Genomic DNA, 18,502 nt, shown 5'->3' with positions numbered 1-18,502 from the left:
CTTCTATACCGATCGGTATAGAACGTCAATGATCGAGTTCCGATCTGCCATCCTCCCAAGTGGCATATATTTTCAAAGCAGGTGACCACGATGTCAATCAGCACTTTTAAGAAGAGCCTCCTCGTCAGCGGCATTGTTCTAACGCTTGCAACCGTAGGTGGCACAAAAGTTTTTGAATTCTCCAAAGGTCATGCAGAAGTTGAAAAGCAGCAGGCTCCCGCTCAGGCAATGCCGGTGTCGGTAGCGCTCGTCCAGCCGAAAAACGTGACGCAGTGGAACGAATTTTCCGGCCGTCTTGAAGCAATCGATTCGGTGGAAGTGCGCTCGCGCGTTGCCGGCGCTGTCCAGTCGATCCATTTCAAGGAAGGCGCGATCGTCAAGCAGGGCGACCTTCTGGTGAAGATAGACCCGGCGCCGTTCGAAGCAGAGGTTGCGCGGGCGCGCGCCGAGGTGAGCGCTGCACAATCGAAGCTCGCCTTTGCCAAGAACGAGCTTGAGCGCGGCAAGCGCCTGATCGATTCCCGCACCGTATCGCAGAGCGATTACGACCAGCGCATGAACGTGCAGACCGGCGCGCAGGCTGACCTCCAGGCAGCTGAGGCCGTTCTCAAGACGGCCATGCTCAATCTCGACTATACGGATATCCGCGCACCGATCACCGGACGCGTCGGGCGCATCGAGATCACACCCGGCAACCTGATCGCTGCCGGCCCGAGTTCGCCGCTTCTGACGTCGCTCGTCTCGATCAGCCCGATCTATGCAAGCTTCGAGGCCGACGAGAACGTCGTCGCCAAGGCGCTCGCCGATCTGCCGAGCGGTCTCAACGGCCGTGACTTCGTGGATCGCATTCCCGTGCAGATGGATGTGCAGGGGTCGAACGGCGTTGCCGGAAAACTCCAGCTCATCAACAACAGCGTCGATGTGTCGAGCGGCACGGTCAAGGTGCGTGCGGTCTTCGATAATGCCGACGGCAGGCTGATGCCGGGCCAATTCGCCAAGGTGCGCATGGGCCAGGCCAATGAGCGCCAGGAACTGCTCGTCGATGAAAAGGCTGTCGGTACCGACCAGAACAAGAAGTTCGTCATGGTCGTCAATCCGCAGAACATCGTCGAATATCGCGAGATCACGCTGGGCGCGCGGGCCGAAGGCCTTCGCATCGTGACGGCGGGCCTGCAGGCTGATGAAAAGATCGTCGTCAACGGCTTGCAGCGCATCCGTCCCGGTTCACTCGTCGCACCGCAAATGGTGGCGATGGGAGCAACGGCGGCGGCTAACCAGCAAGCGCTTGCGGAACCCGCAAAGCAATAATCCAGAGCCCCTCCGGGCAGGTGGAATGACATGAACATTTCCAACTTCTTCATCGATCGCCCGATTTTTGCGGGCGTTCTTTCTTTCGTCATCTTTCTCGGCGGCCTGATTGCCCTGACGGCGATGCCCGTCTCGGAATATCCGGACGTCGTGCCGCCTTCGATCGTGGTGCGCGCACAGTATCCGGGCGCCAATCCCAAGGTCATTGCGGAAACGGTGGCGACGCCGATCGAGGAATCGATCAACGGCGTCGAAGGCATGCTCTACATGGGCAGCCAGGCGACTGCCGACGGCCAGATGACACTGACCGTCACCTTCGCGCTTGGTACCGATCCAGACAAGGCGCAGCAGCTAGTACAGAACCGCGTCTCGCAGGCAGAACCGCGCCTGCCCGAGGAGGTGCGCAGTCTCGGCATCACCACGGTCAAAAGTTCGCCGGACCTGATGCTGGTCGTGAACCTCATCTCCCCCAACAACCGCTATGACATCACCTATCTGCGCAACTATGCCCTGATCAACATCAAGGACCGGCTTGCCCGCATCACTGGTGTCGGCGATGTGCAATTGTTTGGCTCGGGCGACTATTCGATGCGCATCTGGCTCGATCCGCAGAAGACCGCCGAGCTTGGTCTCTCGGCAACCGACGTTCTTAGCGAAATCCGCGCCCAGAACGTGCAGGCGGCTGCGGGCGTGATCGGTGCTTCACCGAGCCCCAACGACGTCAATCTGCAGCTGTCGGTCAACGCGCAAGGGCGGCTTCAGTCTGAAGAGGAATTCGGACAGATCATCGTCAAGACGGCGGCCAACGGGGCGATCACCCGCCTGAAGGACATTGCCCGCGTCGAGCTTGGCGCGGCGCAGTACTCGTTACGCTCGCTGCTCGACAACAAGCCTGCGGTGGCAATCCCGGTTTTCCAGGCGCCCGGTTCCAATGCGATCCAGATCGCGGACCAAGTCCGCAGCGTCATGGACGAGATGAAGCTGACCATGCCGGAGGGCGTCGATTACGAAATCGTCTACGATACGACGCAGTTCGTGCGCGCCTCGATCGAGGCCGTGGTTCATACGCTGCTTGAAGCTGTCGTTCTCGTCGTCCTCGTGGTCATTCTCTTCCTGCAGACGTGGCGCGCCTCGATCATTCCCCTGATCGCCGTGCCGATCTCGATCATCGGCACATTTGCGGTGATGCATCTTTTCGGCTTTTCGGTGAACGCGCTCAGTCTCTTCGGTCTCGTCCTTGCCATTGGCATTGTCGTCGACGATGCGATCGTCGTCGTGGAAAATGTCGAGCGCAATATCGAAAACGGGCTTGCGCCCCGGCAGGCGACCATCCAGGCCATGCGCGAAGTTTCGGGACCGATCATCGCCATTGCGCTTGTGCTGGTCGCCGTGTTCGTGCCGCTCGCGTTCATCACCGGACTGACCGGCCAGTTCTACCGGCAGTTCGCGCTGACGATCGCCATTTCGACCGTGATCTCGGCGTTCAACTCGCTGACCCTGTCGCCTGCCCTCGCCGCCCTGCTTCTCAAGGGACATGACGCGCCGAAGGACCGGCTGACACGGTTTATGGACGCGTCGCTCGGCTGGCTGTTCCGTGGCTTCAATGCCGTCTTCACACGCGGCGCCAACGGCTATAGCCGGGGCGTGCGCGGTGTCATTTCGCGCAAGACGTTGATGATGGCGATCTATCTCGTCCTCATCGGCGCGACGGCGTTCATGTTCAAAAGCGTTCCCGGTGGCTTCGTTCCGCCGCAGGACAAGCAATATCTGGTCGGCTTCACCCAGCTGCCGGATGGCGCCACCCTTGACCGGACCGAGGCGGTCGTCCGCCGCATCGGCGACATCGCGCTGAAGATCCCAGGCGTCCAGAGCACTATTGCTTTCCCGGGCCTCTCGATCAACGGCTTCACTAACAGCGCCAATGCCGGCATCGTCTTCGTCTCGCTCAAGCCCTTCGAAGAGCGCAAGACGCCGGAACTCAGCGCCGGAGCGATTGCGATGCAGCTCAACCAGCAACTGTTCGGCATCCAGGAGTCGTTCAGCGCCGTGTTCCCGCCTCCGCCGGTGCAGGGTCTCGGTGCGATCGGCGGCTTCAAGTTGCAGATCGAAGACCGTAACGGCCTCGGCTACCAGGCGCTCGACGACGCAACCAAGGCATTCCTCGGCAAGGCGGCAGCGGCTCCGGAGCTGACAGGCCTCTTCTCCAGCTACCAGATCAACGTTCCGCAGCTTTACGCAGATGTCGATCGCGCCAAGGCGCGCCAACTCAACGTATCGCTGCCGGAGATCTTCAACACGCTGCAGATCTATCTCGGTTCCGTCTACGTCAACGACTTCAACAAGTTCGGCCGTACCTATTCCGTGCGGATGCAGGCGGAGTCGAATTTCCGGGCGAAGGCCGAGGATATCGGCGACCTGAAGGTACGGTCGGGAACTGGCGAGATGATCCCACTTTCCGCCCTGATCAAGGTCGATTCCAGTGCGGGTCCCGACCGGGTGATGCGGTATAACGGCTTCCTCTCCGCCGATGTGAACGGCAATGCCGCGCCAGGATATTCGTCCGGCCAGGCACGCGCGGCCGTCGAGAAGATCGCCGCCGAGACGCTTCCGGCAGGCATCGGTTTCGAATGGACCGAACTGACATACCAGGAGATCATTGCCGGCAACTCCGCCTATCTGATCTTTCCGCTGTCTATCCTTCTCGTATTCCTTGTGCTTGCGGCCCAGTATGAGAGCATGGCCTTGCCGCTGTCGATCATCATGATCGTGCCGCTCGGGCTCCTCGCTGCCTTGACCGGCGTCTGGCTGACGGCTGGCGACAACAACGTGTTCACGCAGATCGGGTTGATCGTTCTGGTCGGTCTGTCGGCCAAGAACGCGATCCTGATTGTCGAATTCGCGCGCGAGCTCGAGTTTGCGGGGGCGACACCCTTCAAGGCCGTCGTCGAAGCGAGCAGGTTGCGCCTGCGCCCGATCCTGATGACGTCCCTCGCCTTCATCATGGGCGTCGTACCGCTGGTTACCTCGACCGGGGCGGGCGCTGAAATGCGCAGCGCCATGGGCGTCGCCGTCTTTGCCGGCATGATTGGCGTGACCCTGTTCGGACTGTTCATGACCCCGGTCTTCTACGTTCTGGTCCGGGCGCTCAGCGGGAATCGGCCTTTGCGTCATGCGACGCATGGCAGCCATTTCGAAGCAACATCAGGCCATAATTCGGACGTGATTCGTCCGGCCCCGTCGCCGGCAGAGTAAAAAAACGCGGCGGCGCGGGCTTTTTCGCCACCCGCGCCGCTCGAATCAAAGCATTGATCCAGCATCGATTTTTCCGCCAGAAGGCGACCAGCGCTTATTTCAACTTGGTTATGGAACTTTTTGGGTGACAAAAGGTTTCAAACTGTTACAGTTATGTGACCGCCGAATTCGGCACTGACGATCATGATCCTACCGCCTGTTGCGGGGGTCGTTAAAATCAGGAGAACGCCTTGAGCAGCTTTGCCGCAGCCAATGATAATCGGAAGGTCAGCGACGGATTTATTCCTTTCGTTGTCTTTGTGTTTCTGACCGAAGTCGCAGCAACTTTCCTGCTGACCGTGCCCAATTGGTATTGAGGCCGCAAAACACGTCCCAAGGTTTTTCCATACTGCCGATCCTGGCGGGCGCCATCGTGCTTTTGATGATTGGCGGCTTGTTATTTATCTGAAGACGCCCTCCCCCATCTTATTTCATATGCCCAAAGTCTGACTGTTCAACCTGCCAGCCAAGCGACATAATGGCGGCGGGCCGACAAGTTCGTATTCTGGTGGCCTAGGAGGGACAGATGAGATTTACGGTGTTGTTCGCGCTCTTGCTGCCGCTGTTCGTTGCCGCATGTCAGACCATCACCCCCGAACAGCAGCGGGCCATGGACAACCAGAAGTGTGCCTCCTTCGGCTTCAAGCGCGGTACGACCGCCTTCTCAAACTGCCTGCTCCGCCTCGATCTCGACCGGCGTGCCGATCGTCGTGCGCAGATGCAGTTCAACCAGCCCGTGTTCATTTACGGGCCGCCCTATTAAGGCCCGGGCTGGTGGTAGGAGCGATGGCGAAAGCCAATCAAAACCTCTCCTGAGTCTGTCATCGGACTGAGGCACCAGCAATTCCGGCCATCACGATCTTATGACTCGCGCGTGTGCTTGTACCGCCAAAGCCCGGGGCATAACTTGGCTGTTGAACACGCCGCCGATAACGTGCAGCCTGCATGCAAATTACTCTGACCTGGGAGATTTAAAATGCAGCTTGGCATGATTGGGCTGGGGCGCATGGGCAGCAACATGACGCAGCGCCTGTTGAAACACGGCCACGAGCTGGTGGTCTACGATACAAGAGCCGAGAGCGTAGCCGAACTGCAGCGGCTCGGAGCGGATGGCTCGACCGTGCTCGAGGAATTCGTGGCAAAGCTGTCGCGTCCGCGTGCGGTATGGCTGATGCTGCCCGCAGCTGTGGTGGATACGGTGCTCGCCAAGCTGGTACCGCTGCTCGAGAAGGATGATATCGTCATCGACGGCGGCAATTCCTATTACCACGACGACATACGGCGCGGCGCGGCGCTTAAATCATCCGCCATCCATTATGTGGATGTCGGGACGAGTGGCGGCGTGTTCGGCCTTGAACGGGGCTACTGCCTGATGATTGGCGGGGAACCGGACATCGTGCAGCACCTTTCGCCGATTTTCGCAGCGCTCGCGCCGGGCAAGGGTGATCTGCCCGAGACCGAGAGCCGCCGTGCCATGCCGGCGGGCGAAAGCACGGCGGATCAGGGTTTTCTCCATTGCGGCCCGCACGGCGCCGGTCACTTCGTCAAGATGGTGCATAATGGCATCGAATACGGCCTGATGGCCGCCTATTCGGAGGGGCTGAACATCCTGCGCAATGCCGATATTGGCCTGCGCTCGCACGAGGCGGATGCCGAGACGACACCGCTCAAGAACCCTGAACATTATCAGTATCAATTCAATCTTCCCGACATTGCTGAAGTCTGGCGGCGGGGCAGCGTGATAAGTTCATGGCTGCTCGACCTCACGGCCGACGCGCTTTACGAAGATCCGGGCCTCGCCGGATATGCGGGGCATGTGTCGGATTCCGGCGAAGGCCGCTGGACGCTGATTGCCGCCATCGACGAGGCGGTGCCCGCCCCTGTGCTCGGCGCCGCGCTGATCGAGCGCTTCAGTTCACGTGGCAATGCCGATTTCGCCAACAAGGTTCTGTCCGCCATGCGCCGAGAATTTGGCGGACACGTGGAAAAGCAGGCCAAGCCCGGCGGGCAATAGGGTTGCGCCGGCTGCCTGTCTGACAGGAGCAGAAACATGGCTAGGATATCATCGAGATTTGGCTTCCCGGCAGCGCTGTTGGGAGGATTGCTTTCGCTCGCCTTCCCGCTCGCGGTTCATGCAGAGAACACAATGTCCAAGCAGACGGCAGCAACGCCAGCCACCAAACGCGTCAACGTTCGCGGCGCGATCGAAAGCTTGAGCGACACTGCGATCGTGGTGAAAACTCGCGAAGGACCCGATGCGACCGTTGCCTTGAGTGACGGCTGGCAGGTCGGCGGCGTCGCCAAGGCTTCGATCGACGATATCAAGAAGGGCGATTTCGTCGGCATAACCAATGTGCCGAAAAGCGAAGGTGTTGCGAGCGCCGTCGAGGTCGTGATCTTCCCGGCCGCTCTCAAAGGCACGGGCGAAGGCGACCGGCCCTGGGATCTGAAGCCGAACAGCAGCATGACCAACGCGACGGTCGCCGATGCGGTCAAGGACATCGACGGACGGACGCTGACGGTTGTCTATCACGGTACGGAAAAGAAGATCGCCATTCCTGATGGAACGCCCATCGTTACCCTGGCCAAAGCCAGCAAGGATGACCTGAAGCCCGGCGCCACGGTGTTCATCTCAGCCGAGCGCGGCAATGGCGACAGCCTTTCGACAAAGCGCATCGTCGTCGGGACCAACGGTATCGTTCCGCCGATGTAATGAATGGGATCGCGCGCGTGCGTGGCCCATTATCCGCGGCCGGACAGACTTGTGACTGTCCGTTGCGGGGCTGACCGCGGATGCTCGCGAAAAGCCGCGGTGATGGCCCGAAGCGCTTCCCGGCTCTTCGGATCCGTCAGGGAAGAGTGCAAGACAATCGACAGGGAAGGCAGCGGCGGCAGCGCAAATCTTTCGCTGACGTCCACGACATCGGCCGGCGCCAGCCTGTGTGGAAATGCGGCGACGGCAAGCCCTGCCGAGAGGGCGGCGACAATTGCGGACGTGCTTCCAATGAAAACCTCCGTCCACGAAATCGCCGCCCGATCCAGCAGGCTGGTCGAAACGTCGCGAACGACGCAGCTAGGAGAGATCCCGGCAATGCGCAAGGGTTCACCCTTGCAGTGAACGAAACCCGGCGCGGCGAACCACCCGAAATGCTCGGGCCCCAGGGTTTCGCCATCGCGCCTGTCATCATCGCTGCGGATTATGACCGCATCGAGTGAACCGGCATCGTACAAATCCAAAAGCGACCGCGAACTGTCGACACGAACCTCGATTATCAGCGTCGGATCCAGCGACTTCAGCTTTGCCAATAACGATGATACCTCCGGTCCCATTACATGGCTCGCTATGCCAAGCGCGAAACGCCGGCGGGAGGCGGTCAGATCGGCCACCGCCCTTTCATGCGCAGTAAGAAAGGCCCGCGCCGATTGAATGAACATCTCGCCCTGGGCCGAGAGCCTGACCTGGCGCGGCGTTCGCTCCAGCAATTTTTGCCCCAGCCGGTCCTCCAGCCGTTTCAGCTTCACGCTGATTGCGCCCTGAGTCGTTCCCAGCACCTCCGCAGCACGCGTGAAGCTTTGAAAATCGGCGATGGTTACGAAGGCTCGTACGGCATCCACTTCAAGTGAAATCACTTCAATCATCCAGATTTGTTATCACTGATATGAGTTATCATACGATTGTGTTGTCATCAACTTCGCGACATTTTGCTGGTCGATTTTCCCGCACATTCGATGAAGGCAATCATGACAACCGACGTTTCAAGAAATACGATGGCGCTGGCCGCCGTCTGCTTGTCCGCGCTTATGCTCGGGCTCGAAATCTCCAGCATTCCCTCCATCCTGCCGACGCTCCAGAGCGTTCTGCCGGCAAGCTTCAAGGAGCTTCAATGGATAATGAATGCCTATACGATCGCCATGTGCACGGTGTTGATGGCGATGGGCGCGCTGGCGGATCGTTTTGGCCGCAAGCGTATTTTCCTGATCGGCATATTTGTCTTTGGCGCGGCATCTTTCGTTTGCGGTCTGGCTAACACCCCGTCGCTGCTCATCGGTGCACGCTTTCTGCAAGGTGCAAGCGGCGCCGCAATGCTGGCGTGTCAGGTCGCGGTTCTTTCGGACCAGTTTCGCAGCGGCAAGGAAAGGGCACGCGCATTTGGCTGGTGGGGAATCATTTTCGGTGTCGGGCTCGGCTTTGGTCCCATTATCGGAAGCCTGATCGCGAGCTTTGCAGGCTGGCAGTGGGTATTCCTGATCCATGCGGTGCTTGCGGTCGGCACCGCATTTCTCACGCTCGCAGGCGTGGTCGAGTCCCGCGATCCGCACGCGACGCGGATCGACTTTGCCGGCATGGCGACCCTCTCGCTGTCCGTGTTCTGCCTTGTCTACTTCATCACTCAGGGTCAAGCCATTGGATTGACCAGTCTGCACGGGTTGGCAATTCTGGCAGCGAGCGGCATCAGCCTGCTGGCATTCATCGTCATCGAGAACTCGATTGCCCGGCCGATGTTCGACTTCCGCGTTTTTAAAGTGCGCCTCTTCTCCGGTGCACTCTTGGGATCGAGCGGCATGAACTTCAGCTTCTGGCCATTCGTCATCTACTTGCCGATCTTCCTGCAGGCGGTCCTAGGCTACGACAGTATCGAAGCAGGGTTCATTCTGCTTGCCTACACGGTTCCCAGCCTTGTCGTTCCCCCGCTTGCCGAGCGCCTGCTCCTGCAGCGGGGACCGCGCTTCGTCATTCCTCTCGGCCTCTTTACGATCGGTACGGGCTTTCTGCTGATGCGCTTTGCGACGTTCGGTGATCAAGCTGGCATTGCGATTGTGCCCAGCTGCATTGTTGCCGGGATCGGATTGGGATTGACGAATACGCCCGTCACCAACACCGCCACCGGCGCACTGCCCGTCGAACGCGCGGGCATGGCATCGGGAATGGACATGAGCGCCCGCATGATCTCGCTGGCGGTCAACATCGCTTTGATGGGCTTCATACTCGTTCTGGGCATTTCCGGCGCCCTCGCCCCGAATTTTCCCGCATCTGCGGCCCTGATCGATGCCATAGCCGCCGGCAATTTCTCCGAGGCAGGCGCCGCAGGCGTTTCACACGTAAAAGCGATAAGCGCGTTGAACGATGGTTTTGGCTGGGTGATGCTCTATGGCGCAGCTGCCGCCTGGATTATGGGCGCATTCAGTTTAACGGTTCTCCCCCGACGCTGCGACAAAGTCGGGTTGGCTGCGGCGTCGGGGAGCTAGGTGCGGGCCCGCCTTGCAAGGCGGGCCTCAGGATCTCGTAGACCTTATCGATGTGCCGACGCCTCGCTGTCGAGATGAGCCATCTGGACCGCAGCATAGCGGTCGCCGGCTGCGGCACCCTTCGGCACGGCCTTTTCGATAGCCGCAAGGTCATCGCGGCTGAGGCTTGCATCGAGAGCACCAAGCGTTTCAGCCAGACGCTCGCGGCGGCGCGCGCCAATGACGGGGAAAATATCGCTCCCCTGCGCTACGACCCAGGCAATGGCGATCTGCGCGACTGACACGCCCTTTGCCTCCGCGATCTTCTTCAGCGCTTCGACGAGCGCCAGGTTGGCGTCAACATTTTCCGCCTGGAAACGGGGATTATGGGCGCGCCAGTCACCGGTCTGCGCGCTCTCCTTCGTCCAGTGGCCACTGATCAATCCGCGCGACAGCACGCCATAGGCTGTGATGGCGATGCCAAGTGAGCGGCAGGTCTCAAGGATATTGTCCTCGATACCACGCGAAATCAGTGAATACTCGATCTGCAAATCGACGACCGGATGGACCGCGGCAGCACGGCGGATCGTCTCCGAGCCCACCTCGGAAAGCCCGATATGCCTGACGTAACCAGCTTTCACGAGATCGGCAATTGCGCCTATCGTTTCTTCAATCGGTACGGCCGGGTCGAGCCGTGCGGGGCGGTAAATGTCGATATAGTCGACACCGAGGCGCTGCAGCGAATAGGCTGCGAAGTTCTTGACCGCCTGCGGCCGCCCGTCAAAACCGGTCCAGCCGCCTGCTGGGTCGCGCAGCCCGCCGAACTTGACGCTGAGCACCGCATCCTGACGCCTGACACCCTTAAGCGCCTCGGCAATCAGCAATTCGTTGTGACCCATTCCGTAGAAATCGCCGGTGTCGATGAGGTTGATACCCGCATCGAGCGCGGCGTGGATGGTGGCAATGCTTTCAGCGCGATCGGACGGCCCATACATGCCCGACATGCCCATGCAGCCGAGCCCGATCTGCGATACGCGCGGCCCGGTCTTTCCAAGTTGATGATGTTGCATTTCGTTCAATTCCTTTGCCTCGGTTGAAAGCAATATAGGCTCTCTGCATTTGTGCGATAATCCGCTATATTGTGCATGGGTTGTTCGGAAAATTGCACAATGTCGGATCCTGATCTTTCTGATCTCAGCGCGCTGGTTGCGGTGGCGCAGACGCGGAATTTCCGCGCCGCAGCGACGATGCGCGGCGTGTCCGCCTCCGCGCTGAGCGAAGCCATACGTCGCCTTGAGGCCCGTATCGGCGTGCGGCTTCTCAACCGCACCACGCGGAGCGTTACCCCGACCGAGGCCGGCAAACTCCTCATCGAACGATTAACGCCGGCCCTTGGCGAGATCGCCGGCGCGCTCGACAGCATGAACAGTTTCCGCGACAGTCCGACGGGGACGCTCAAGCTCAATGTTCCGGTCATCGTAGCGGAACGGATCTTGCCGCCAATCATCAACGCTTTTCTTGCGGCCCATCCAGGTATCACGCTCGAGATCACCGCCTCCGACACATTCATCGACGTGCTCGCCGCTGGGTTCGACGCCGGCATCCGTTATGATGAACGTATCGAGCGCGACATGATCGCAATCCCAATCGGGGCCCCGACCCAGCGTTTCGTCGCGGCGGCGGCGCCCTCCTACCTTTCGGCTCACGGCCTCCCCGCCCATCCGCGCGACCTGGTGAACCATGCCTGCATCCGTCACCGCTTTAGCAGTGGCTACATTCCGCATTGGGAATTCGAACGGAATGGTCAAGTCATCAAGGTGACGCCCAAGGGCCCGCTCATCGCGTCGACAGCCGAAATGGAGGTCAAAGCAGCGATCGATGGTCTGGGGCTGGTCTATACATTTGAGGAATTTCTTGCCGAAGCGCTCGCCAGCGGCGCGCTGGTCGCGGTCCTCAGCGCATATTGGCAGAGCTTTACCGGCCCGCGCCTTTACTATCCAAGCCGCAAACACATGCCGGCACCGTTGCGCGCATTCGTCGACTTCATAAAGGCATCCGCTAAATCGCCGTCAAAATAAGGCGGCTTGCCTTGCATCGCAGCGGCGACTATGCCATGACGCGCCTCCCTTGCCGGGTGCGCATTTCGCATCCGCTAAATTCCGACCTTAATGACATCACGCGATAGAAGGAGCGCTGCCATGGCACACGCGCTGGGCTTTGATTTCGGCACGACCAATACGGTCATGGCGCTCGCGGAGGGCCGTACGACGCGGTCCCTTGCCTTCACCAGCACGGCCGGCACCGCCGACAGCATGCGCACCGCCCTCTCCTTCATGAAGGACCCGCGCGCCGGCGCCGCGGCCCTGAAAGTCGAGGCCGGCCACGCCGCCATCCGCCAGTTCATCGATCATCCCGGCGAATGCCGTTTCCTGCAGTCGATCAAGACATTTGCCGCAAGCCCACTGTTTCAGGGCACGCTGATCTTCGCCAAGCGCCAGACCTTCGAAGACCTGATGGAGATTTTCCTGCGTCGGCTCAGGACTTATGCCGGCGATCACTGGCCGGCCGATATATCGCGGATCGTCACCGGACGGCCCGTGCATTTCGCCGGCGCCAATCCCGATCCGCAATTGGCAGTCGAGCGTTACAACACGGCGCTGACCCGCTTCGGCTTTCCAGAAATTCATTTCGTCTACGAGCCTGTAGCCGCGGCCTTCTACTTCGCCCAGAACCTGAAATCCGACGCGACAGTGCTCGTTGCCGATTTCGGCGGCGGCACGACCGACTATTCGATCATCCGCTTCGAAACGACCGGCGGCAAGCTCAGCGCCACTCCAGTCGGACATTCAGGCGTCGGCATTGCCGGCGACCATTTCGACTATCGAATGATCGACCAGATCGTCGCGCCGCAGATCGGAAAAGGCAGCTTCTTCAAGAGCTTCGACAAGACACTGGAAGTACCCGCCTCCTGGTATGCCAATTTCGGCCGCTGGAACCAGCTTTCGATCTTCAAGACCTCGAAGGAATTTTCGGCGCTGAAGAAACTTGTCCGGGATAGCCTCGATCCGGAACGGCTCGAACTTTTCGTCGATCTCGTCGAACATGACGAGGGCTACCCGCTCTACCAGGCAGTCTCCGCCACCAAGATCGCGCTTTCGTCCGGCGATGAAGCGGCGTTCGATTTCGCACCGCTTGGTCGCGGCGGCCACAAGACGATCCGGCGCGCCGACTTCGAGTCGTGGATCGCGGGCGACCTTGCCCGCATTGAAGGCGCGCTCGACGACGTTCTCGAAAAGACGGCGACGCCTGCCGGGGCAATCGACAAGGTATTCCTGACCGGCGGGACCTCGTTCGTGCCCGCCGTGCGGCGCATCTTTACCGAGCGCTTCGATCACAGCCTCATTGAGACCGGCGGTGAACTCCTGTCTATCGCCCATGGGCTCGCACTCATTGGAGAGCGCGACGACGTCAGGCAGTGGGCCGTCTAGACCGCTTTTCGCTCGGTCGCAAAGATCAGCAGAACCAAAAGGCCAAGGGCCGCACCTGACGCTGCCGTCGCCCACCAGCCGCCATAGAAATAGGTTGCCGCCGCAAGCGCGGATCCCGCCGAGCCAAGCAGAAAAACGATCGTCATATAGACGGCATTCAAGCGTCCGCGCGCATGGTCGTTCAGCGAGAAGATGATGCGCTGGCTGAGGATCTGGTTGGTCTGCACGGCGCTGTCGATGAAGATCGCCGAAAGCACCAGCGCAGCGATGGAAATAGCGGTGCCCGCCCAACCTGCCACAAGAAACCAGATCGTCAGCGTGACCATGGCGATCGCAGTCCCGCGTTGCGTGTGGCCGCGATCGGCAAGCCGCCCGGCGATCGGGGCCGCTGCCGCGCCCGCTGCTCCGGCGAGGGCGAAGAGAGCGATCTGACGCTGGCTGTAACCAAATCTTTCAGTCAGCAGCAGCGGGATCGCCGTCCAGAACAGGTTGAAGCTCGCAAAGATAATGCCCTGGTAGATTGCCCGGCGCTGCAGGGCGGGTGTGGTCACCAGCAGATGCGCCATGGATTTCAGGATTGCGCCGTAGCCAATTGAACCGTGGGGACGGCGGAGCGGGAGCGCAATGCGCAGTAGGGCGAGGACGACGAGCATGGCCCCCGCGGAAATCCAGAATATAGCCCGCCAGCCGAACTCCGAGGCAACAAGGTTGGCAAGCGGTCGCGCCAGCATGATGCCGGTCAGCAGACCGGCCATGACGTTGCCGATGGTGCGCCCGCGCGATGCCGCCGGCACCAGATGCGACGCGAAGGGTACGAGCACCTGCGCGCCGCAGGCAAAAAAGCCGATGGCAAAGGAAAAGAACAGAAATGTCGTTGCCGATCCGGACATGGCAGCGCCGGCAAGCCCGATCGCCGTGCCAGCCAGAGTTAGAAGGACGAGGAGGCGATTTTCAACAAGATCGGCAAGGGAGACGAGGAAGAGCAGTCCGGCACCATAACCGAGCTGAGTCACCGTGACGATGAAGCCAGCCATGCCGCCATGCATGTCGAGGTCGGTGCTGATCAGGCCGATCAAGGCCTGCGCATAGTAGATATTGCCTACCATCGCCCCGCAGGCGAAAGCGAACAGAAACGTAAGAGCCGGCGAAAGTCCCGGCAATTCGGGCGTGTCCGTGATGGCAGTTTCAATTTGGGCGGCGTCGCGGGAATGGGGCATCAAAATCGATCTTTCGAGACCGGCGCTCCACCTTCGCCGGTTGTGTGTGGCTTATAGATGTGGCTCGATCAGGGAAAGATCGGCCTGCGACAGGCGATCGGACGCGGTGCGCGCCTGATGCCAATAGGGATAGATCAACGGCAGAAGGCTCACCTTGTCGAGCCTTTCCCGCTCCTCGGAAGTCAGGCTGATTTCAGCGGCCCTGAGATTGTCCGCAAGTTGCTCGTCCGTGCGCGCGCCGACTATCACGGACGTGATGCCCGAGCGCCCGAGCAGCCAGGCTAGCGCGATCTGCGCCGCAGACACATCGCGGCTTTCTGCGATTTCAACCAGCACGTCGACAATATCGTAGAGCCGCTCCTGGTCGCGGATAGGCGGTTCGCCCCAATTGGCGAGTTGCCGCGTGCCTTCGGGCGCGTCCTTGTCGCGGCGATATTTGCCGGAAAGCAGGCCACCGGCGAGCGGGCTCCAGACAAGCACGCCGAGCTGCTGGTCGAGCGTTGCCGGAATGAGCTCATACTCGGCTTCGCGGGCTTCGAGACTGTAGTGAATCTGCTGGCTGATCGGCGCTATGTAGTTCTTGAGCGCCGCGGTGCCGATTGCCTTCATGAGGTGCCATGCCGAGAAATTCGAAACGCCGGCATAGCGCACTTTTCCGGATCGGATAAGCGTGTCGAGCGCCTCAAGCGTTTCATCGATCGGCGTCAGCCCGTCCCACTGGTGCAATTGGTAAAGGTCGATATGGTCGGTGCCAAGCCGCTTCAGGCTGGCCTCGGCCGCGCGGATAATGTGGTAGCGCGACAGGCCGGCATCGTTGATTTCGGAGCCCATCCGGAACCGCGCTTTGGTGGCGATCAGGACGCTGTCGCGCTTGCCTTTCAGGGCCTGGCCCACGATCTCCTCCGAGGCGCCGGCCGAATAGATATCCGCCGTATCGAAAAGGTTGACGCCGGCGTCGAGGGCCATGCCGATCTGACGCTTCGCGCCTTCAAGGTCCGTGTCGCCGGTCTTGGCGAAATTGCCCTTGCCGCCCATGGTCATCGTACCGAGGCTCAAGCAAGACACGATGAGGCCGGAGCGGCCAAGCTGACGATACTCCATGTCGGACTCCCTGATGATGCAGATGGGCTGCGCCGGAACGTGACGAAGGGCCTATCTATAATTGGCGGGCGCGCAGATGTCGCCCCCAGATTGAACCGGATGACGCAAATGTGCACCGTGAGCAACTGCCAAACACGACGAAGCCGGCTGCAGGCGCAACCGGCTTCGGGCCGTGATCGAGAGCTATCGGTTTAACGCACCCAAACGACGCGTCTCGTGCTCCGGTCGATGAGCGCGGGCCTCTGGTCGACATAGACGTAGGAATAGCGCGGCTGGTCCGGGATATCGGTGAGCATCACATCTCCCGGAATGACCGTGCCGCTCGAAACGGGACCATCGATCATCACTGTGTCGACCGGATGTCGCTCAATATAGGTTATCGCATCGTCCGGCACGGCTTTTGAACTTTCGGACAGGTAGACCACCTGGCGGTTGCGCATCGATACGATCACCGGGCGGCCGTTGACGTAGACATAGCCAAAATCGGGATTATCCGGAATTTCATGGATGACGATCCTCTCCGGCACGACATAGCCCTGCGAAACACTGTCGTCGAGCACCACCGGATCGGACGGATTCGCGATCACGTAGTCACGGGCGCCCTGCGGCACTTCCACGAGCACGTCCTGCGCAAGGGCGAAACCGGTCGTTGCAAACAACGCGGCTGCCGTCAGTGTGAGAACCTTGTTCATTGTGACCTCTCCTGTTTCATTCGGAGGGAAAACCCGGCGGGGGCCGATATGGTTCCGAGAAAATGGCAGGCGCATTGGCGCTTTCACGGCTTGTTGTGTTGAACCTTCGGGTCGGTTATGGCCGTAAATGACGCAGACGAAACGCCAAAACAGGATCGCCATGAAGTATCCGTGGAATGATCGAGCCGGTAAGCCATCGGTCATCAAGATCGCAGCGCTGGCGGTCGCTTTTCTGCCTCTGTTGTGGATTGCTGCAAGCTACAAGACCAACATTCTGGGGCCACGGCCAATTACCCAGGCGATCCACGAGACGGGCGATTGGGCCATCCGTTTCTTTCTGGTCTCGCTGACGATTTCACCGCTTCGCGCCATTACGCGTTGGTCGAAGCTCATTCTTGTCCGGCGCATATTGGGGCTGACGGCCCTTGCCTACGCGCTCCTGCATTTCTCGCTCTACATCGTCGATCAGAACTTCAACCTTTCAAGGGTCGCCACCGAAATCTGGCTGCGCATCTACCTCCTCATCGGATTTGTCACCCTCCTCGGATTGGTAGCGCTCGGCGTCACTTCGACGGATGCCACGATCCGGCGCATGGGGAAAAACTGGAACAGGCTGCACCGTCTGGCTTATCCGCTGGCCGCCCTCGGTATCCTGCATTTCTTCATGCAGTCGAAGGCCGATGTGACGGAGCCCACCTTAATGGCGGGGCTTTTGCTCGCGCTTATCGCCTATCGCGTGGCCAAGGTGTGGGATTTTGATATAGCGGCAGTACCGACGCTCATCGCCGTTGCCGTCATCGCGGCGTTTGGAACAGTCCTTATCGAATATGCCTGGTTCGCCATTGCGACGCGGATCCCCCCGTCCCGCGTCCTCCTCGCCAATCTCAGTTTCAGCCACTCGATCCGGCCATCATGGTGGGTCCTGATGGCCTGTCTGATACCCGCGTTCTGGGCGGCGATAAAACCGATGATTGGCAATGACGGCCGCAAGATCAATCCGCTGTCGGCCAAGTAAACGCAGAAGTTTTGCTTTTCACGCACGCAAAAACTGCTATCGCTTTTGCCATGGAACCGCAATTTACCCCCCTCATCGATTCCCTGCCCTCGACAGTGCCATTCGTCGGCCCTGAGGCGCTCGAGCGCAAACGCAACCGCGTTTTCCGGGCGCGCCTTGGTGCCAATGAAAACAGTTTCGGTCCGGCGCCGTCAGTCATTGCCGCCATGCAGGAAAATGCAGCGGATGCCTGGAAATATGCCGATCCGGAGAACTTCGATCTGAAGCAGGCGCTGGCTGCCCATCTCGGTGTCGCGCCGGGCAACGTCGTCGTCGGCGAAGGCGTCGATACGCTGCTCGGGCTTGCGGTGCGCCAATATGTTCAGCAGGGTACGCCCGTCGTCACCTCCCTCGGCGCCTATCCGACATTCAATTTCCATGTCGCGGGATTTGGCGGACGACTGGTCACGGTGCCTTATCGCGATGACAGGGAAGACCTTGACGCTCTGCTTGACGCCGTCGAGCGCGACAACGCACCGCTGATCTATTTCTCCAATCCAGACAACCCGATGGGAACGTGGTGGGCAGCGGCGGATATTGAGCGTTTCATCGCAAGGCTGCCTACCACGACGATGCTGATCCTCGACGAGGCCTATGGCGAAACCGCGCCTGCCTCTGCCATGCCGCCGATCGACGTTTCGCGCCCCAACGTGTTGCGCATGCGCACATTCTCCAAGGCATATGGCCTTGCCGGCATGCGCTGTGGCTATGCCATCGGCGCTGAGCGGCAAATCCTTGCCTTCGACAAGATACGCAACCATTTTGGCATGAACCGGCTGACCCAGGCGGCAGCGCTCGCCGCGTTGAAGGATCAGGATTACCTGACATCGGTCATCGCGCGGATCATAGCCGGTCGCGACCGTATCGCGCAGATCGCCGCCGGAAATGGCTTGAGTGCCATCCCGTCCGCCACGAATTTCGTCACTATCGATTGCGGCCGTGATGGGCCCTTCGCGCTCTCCGTCCTCAACGCGCTGATCGAGCGCGACGTCTTTGTGCGCAAGCCCATGGCGCCCGGGCTCGACCGCTGCATTCGGGTGAGTGTGGGGCTGGAACACGAACTCGATTATTTCGCCGAGCAGCTTCCGCTCGCCCTTGCCTCACTTGCCTGAGCCTCAAAATCAC

16 protein-coding genes are annotated in these 18,502 nt (G+C 60.2%); 11 read left to right on the top strand and 5 right to left on the bottom strand.

All coding sequences use genetic code 11. The annotated features are described in order from the left end of the window. The first annotated feature begins 90 nt into the window (after positions 1-90). The 6 genes from BLR72_RS16190 to BLR72_RS16170 all read left to right on the top strand — a co-directional run bounded on the left by BLR72_RS16190 (position 91) and on the right by BLR72_RS16170 (position 7,312). A complete protein-coding gene (locus BLR72_RS16190) occupies positions 91-1,308 on the top strand; it encodes an efflux RND transporter periplasmic adaptor subunit (protein WP_091919170.1) in 1,218 nt (405 codons plus the stop codon). Positions 1,309-1,338: 30 nt separating this feature from the next. Then, positions 1,339-4,560 carry an efflux RND transporter permease subunit gene (locus BLR72_RS16185; protein WP_091950228.1) on the top strand — a complete coding sequence of 1,074 codons (3,222 nt, stop codon included), beginning with the start codon at positions 1,339-1,341 and terminating at the stop codon, positions 4,558-4,560. A 230-nt stretch (positions 4,561-4,790) separates the two neighbouring features. Further along, entirely contained in the window at positions 4,791-4,916 is a 126-nt protein-coding gene (locus BLR72_RS22830; protein WP_255453099.1) for a hypothetical protein, read from the top strand. Between the two features lie 209 nt (positions 4,917-5,125). After that, positions 5,126-5,362, top strand: a complete 237-nt coding sequence (locus BLR72_RS16180; RefSeq protein ID WP_091950226.1) for a hypothetical protein — start codon at positions 5,126-5,128, stop codon at positions 5,360-5,362. 213 nt (positions 5,363-5,575) lie between these two features. After that, positions 5,576-6,613 (top strand): phosphogluconate dehydrogenase (NAD(+)-dependent, decarboxylating), encoded by a 1,038-nt coding sequence (gnd, locus tag BLR72_RS16175; protein WP_091950225.1) that lies wholly within the window; start codon positions 5,576-5,578, stop codon positions 6,611-6,613. 132 nt (positions 6,614-6,745) lie between these two features. Next, on the top strand, positions 6,746-7,312 hold the full coding sequence (locus BLR72_RS16170) for a hypothetical protein (protein ID WP_228019513.1): 567 nt from the start codon (positions 6,746-6,748) through the stop codon (positions 7,310-7,312). A 29-nt stretch (positions 7,313-7,341) separates the two neighbouring features. Here BLR72_RS16170 and BLR72_RS16165 read toward each other — a convergent pair whose 3' ends face one another. Further along, positions 7,342-8,238 (bottom strand): LysR family transcriptional regulator, encoded by an 897-nt coding sequence (locus tag BLR72_RS16165; RefSeq protein ID WP_091950221.1) that lies wholly within the window; start codon positions 8,236-8,238, stop codon positions 7,342-7,344. Positions 8,239-8,340: 102 nt separating this feature from the next. Between BLR72_RS16165 and BLR72_RS16160 the strand changes: the two genes are divergently transcribed. Next, a complete protein-coding gene (locus tag BLR72_RS16160; RefSeq protein WP_244506725.1) occupies positions 8,341-9,846 on the top strand; it encodes an MFS transporter in 1,506 nt (501 codons plus the stop codon). A gap of 44 nt (positions 9,847-9,890) precedes the next feature. On the opposite strand, the gene BLR72_RS16155 is transcribed toward BLR72_RS16160, so the two are convergent. Beyond that, positions 9,891-10,895 (bottom strand): aldo/keto reductase, encoded by a 1,005-nt coding sequence (locus BLR72_RS16155; protein WP_091950320.1) that lies wholly within the window; start codon positions 10,893-10,895, stop codon positions 9,891-9,893. Between the two features lie 99 nt (positions 10,896-10,994). Between BLR72_RS16155 and BLR72_RS16150 the strand changes: the two genes are divergently transcribed. Together BLR72_RS16150 and BLR72_RS16145 are read left to right on the top strand one after the other, a co-directional pair. After that, a complete protein-coding gene (locus BLR72_RS16150; RefSeq protein WP_091950219.1) occupies positions 10,995-11,903 on the top strand; it encodes a LysR family transcriptional regulator in 909 nt (302 codons plus the stop codon). Positions 11,904-12,023: 120 nt separating this feature from the next. Beyond that, entirely contained in the window at positions 12,024-13,313 is a 1,290-nt protein-coding gene (locus BLR72_RS16145) for an Hsp70 family protein (protein WP_091950218.1), read from the top strand. On the opposite strand, the gene BLR72_RS16140 is transcribed toward BLR72_RS16145, so the two are convergent. The 3 genes from BLR72_RS16140 to BLR72_RS16130 all read right to left on the bottom strand — a co-directional run bounded on the left by BLR72_RS16140 (position 13,310) and on the right by BLR72_RS16130 (position 16,323). After that, entirely contained in the window at positions 13,310-14,530 is a 1,221-nt protein-coding gene (locus BLR72_RS16140) for an MFS transporter (RefSeq protein ID WP_091950216.1), read from the bottom strand. The genes BLR72_RS16145 and BLR72_RS16140 overlap by 4 nt on opposite strands. 51 nt (positions 14,531-14,581) lie before the next feature. Further along, complete coding sequence (locus tag BLR72_RS16135) at positions 14,582-15,631, bottom strand: aldo/keto reductase (protein WP_091950214.1); 1,050 nt, start codon at positions 15,629-15,631, stop codon at positions 14,582-14,584. 191 nt (positions 15,632-15,822) lie between these two features. Further along, complete coding sequence (locus BLR72_RS16130) at positions 15,823-16,323, bottom strand: DUF1236 domain-containing protein (RefSeq protein WP_091950211.1); 501 nt, start codon at positions 16,321-16,323, stop codon at positions 15,823-15,825. A 127-nt stretch (positions 16,324-16,450) separates the two neighbouring features. Between BLR72_RS16130 and BLR72_RS16125 the strand changes: the two genes are divergently transcribed. Further along, positions 16,451-17,338: a protein-methionine-sulfoxide reductase heme-binding subunit MsrQ gene (locus tag BLR72_RS16125; protein WP_091950209.1), complete on the top strand. Its 888-nt coding sequence runs from the start codon at positions 16,451-16,453 to the stop codon at positions 17,336-17,338. A gap of 50 nt (positions 17,339-17,388) precedes the next feature. Next, positions 17,389-18,489 (top strand): pyridoxal phosphate-dependent aminotransferase, encoded by a 1,101-nt coding sequence (locus BLR72_RS16120; protein ID WP_091950318.1) that lies wholly within the window; start codon positions 17,389-17,391, stop codon positions 18,487-18,489. Positions 18,490-18,502: the final 13 nt, after the last annotated feature.

It is taken from the genome of Phyllobacterium sp. YR620, from assembly GCF_900104165.1.
Lineage (GTDB): Bacteria > Pseudomonadota > Alphaproteobacteria > Rhizobiales > Rhizobiaceae > Phyllobacterium > Phyllobacterium pellucidum.
The sequence above is the reverse complement of the archived record's forward strand: the minus strand, read 5'-3'. Positions and strand labels throughout refer to the sequence as shown.

Excerpts from the sequence above, each read along its gene's own strand:
- BLR72_RS16190 (WP_091919170.1), top strand. The coding sequence starts at position 91 with ATGTCAATCAGCACTTTTAAGAAGAGCCTCCTCGTCAGCGGCATTGTT.
- BLR72_RS16170 (WP_228019513.1), top strand. The coding sequence starts at position 6,746 with ATGTCCAAGCAGACGGCAGCAACGCCAGCCACCAAACGCGTCAACGTT.
- BLR72_RS16160 (WP_244506725.1), top strand. The coding sequence starts at position 8,341 with ATGACAACCGACGTTTCAAGAAATACGATGGCGCTGGCCGCCGTCTGC.
- BLR72_RS16165 (WP_091950221.1), bottom strand. The coding sequence starts at position 8,238 with ATGATTGAAGTGATTTCACTTGAAGTGGATGCCGTACGAGCCTTCGTA.
- BLR72_RS16135 (WP_091950214.1), bottom strand. The coding sequence starts at position 15,631 with ATGGAGTATCGTCAGCTTGGCCGCTCCGGCCTCATCGTGTCTTGCTTG.
- BLR72_RS16125 (WP_091950209.1), top strand. The coding sequence starts at position 16,451 with ATGACGCAGACGAAACGCCAAAACAGGATCGCCATGAAGTATCCGTGG.
- BLR72_RS16185 (WP_091950228.1), top strand. The coding sequence starts at position 1,339 with ATGAACATTTCCAACTTCTTCATCGATCGCCCGATTTTTGCGGGCGTT.
- BLR72_RS16180 (WP_091950226.1), top strand. The coding sequence starts at position 5,126 with ATGAGATTTACGGTGTTGTTCGCGCTCTTGCTGCCGCTGTTCGTTGCC.
- BLR72_RS16120 (WP_091950318.1), top strand. The coding sequence starts at position 17,389 with ATGGAACCGCAATTTACCCCCCTCATCGATTCCCTGCCCTCGACAGTG.
- BLR72_RS16150 (WP_091950219.1), top strand. The coding sequence starts at position 10,995 with ATGTCGGATCCTGATCTTTCTGATCTCAGCGCGCTGGTTGCGGTGGCG.
- BLR72_RS16130 (WP_091950211.1), bottom strand. The coding sequence starts at position 16,323 with ATGAACAAGGTTCTCACACTGACGGCAGCCGCGTTGTTTGCAACGACC.
- BLR72_RS16155 (WP_091950320.1), bottom strand. The coding sequence starts at position 10,895 with ATGCAACATCATCAACTTGGAAAGACCGGGCCGCGCGTATCGCAGATC.
- BLR72_RS16145 (WP_091950218.1), top strand. The coding sequence starts at position 12,024 with ATGGCACACGCGCTGGGCTTTGATTTCGGCACGACCAATACGGTCATG.
- gnd (WP_091950225.1), top strand. The coding sequence starts at position 5,576 with ATGCAGCTTGGCATGATTGGGCTGGGGCGCATGGGCAGCAACATGACG.
- BLR72_RS16140 (WP_091950216.1), bottom strand. The coding sequence starts at position 14,530 with ATGCCCCATTCCCGCGACGCCGCCCAAATTGAAACTGCCATCACGGAC.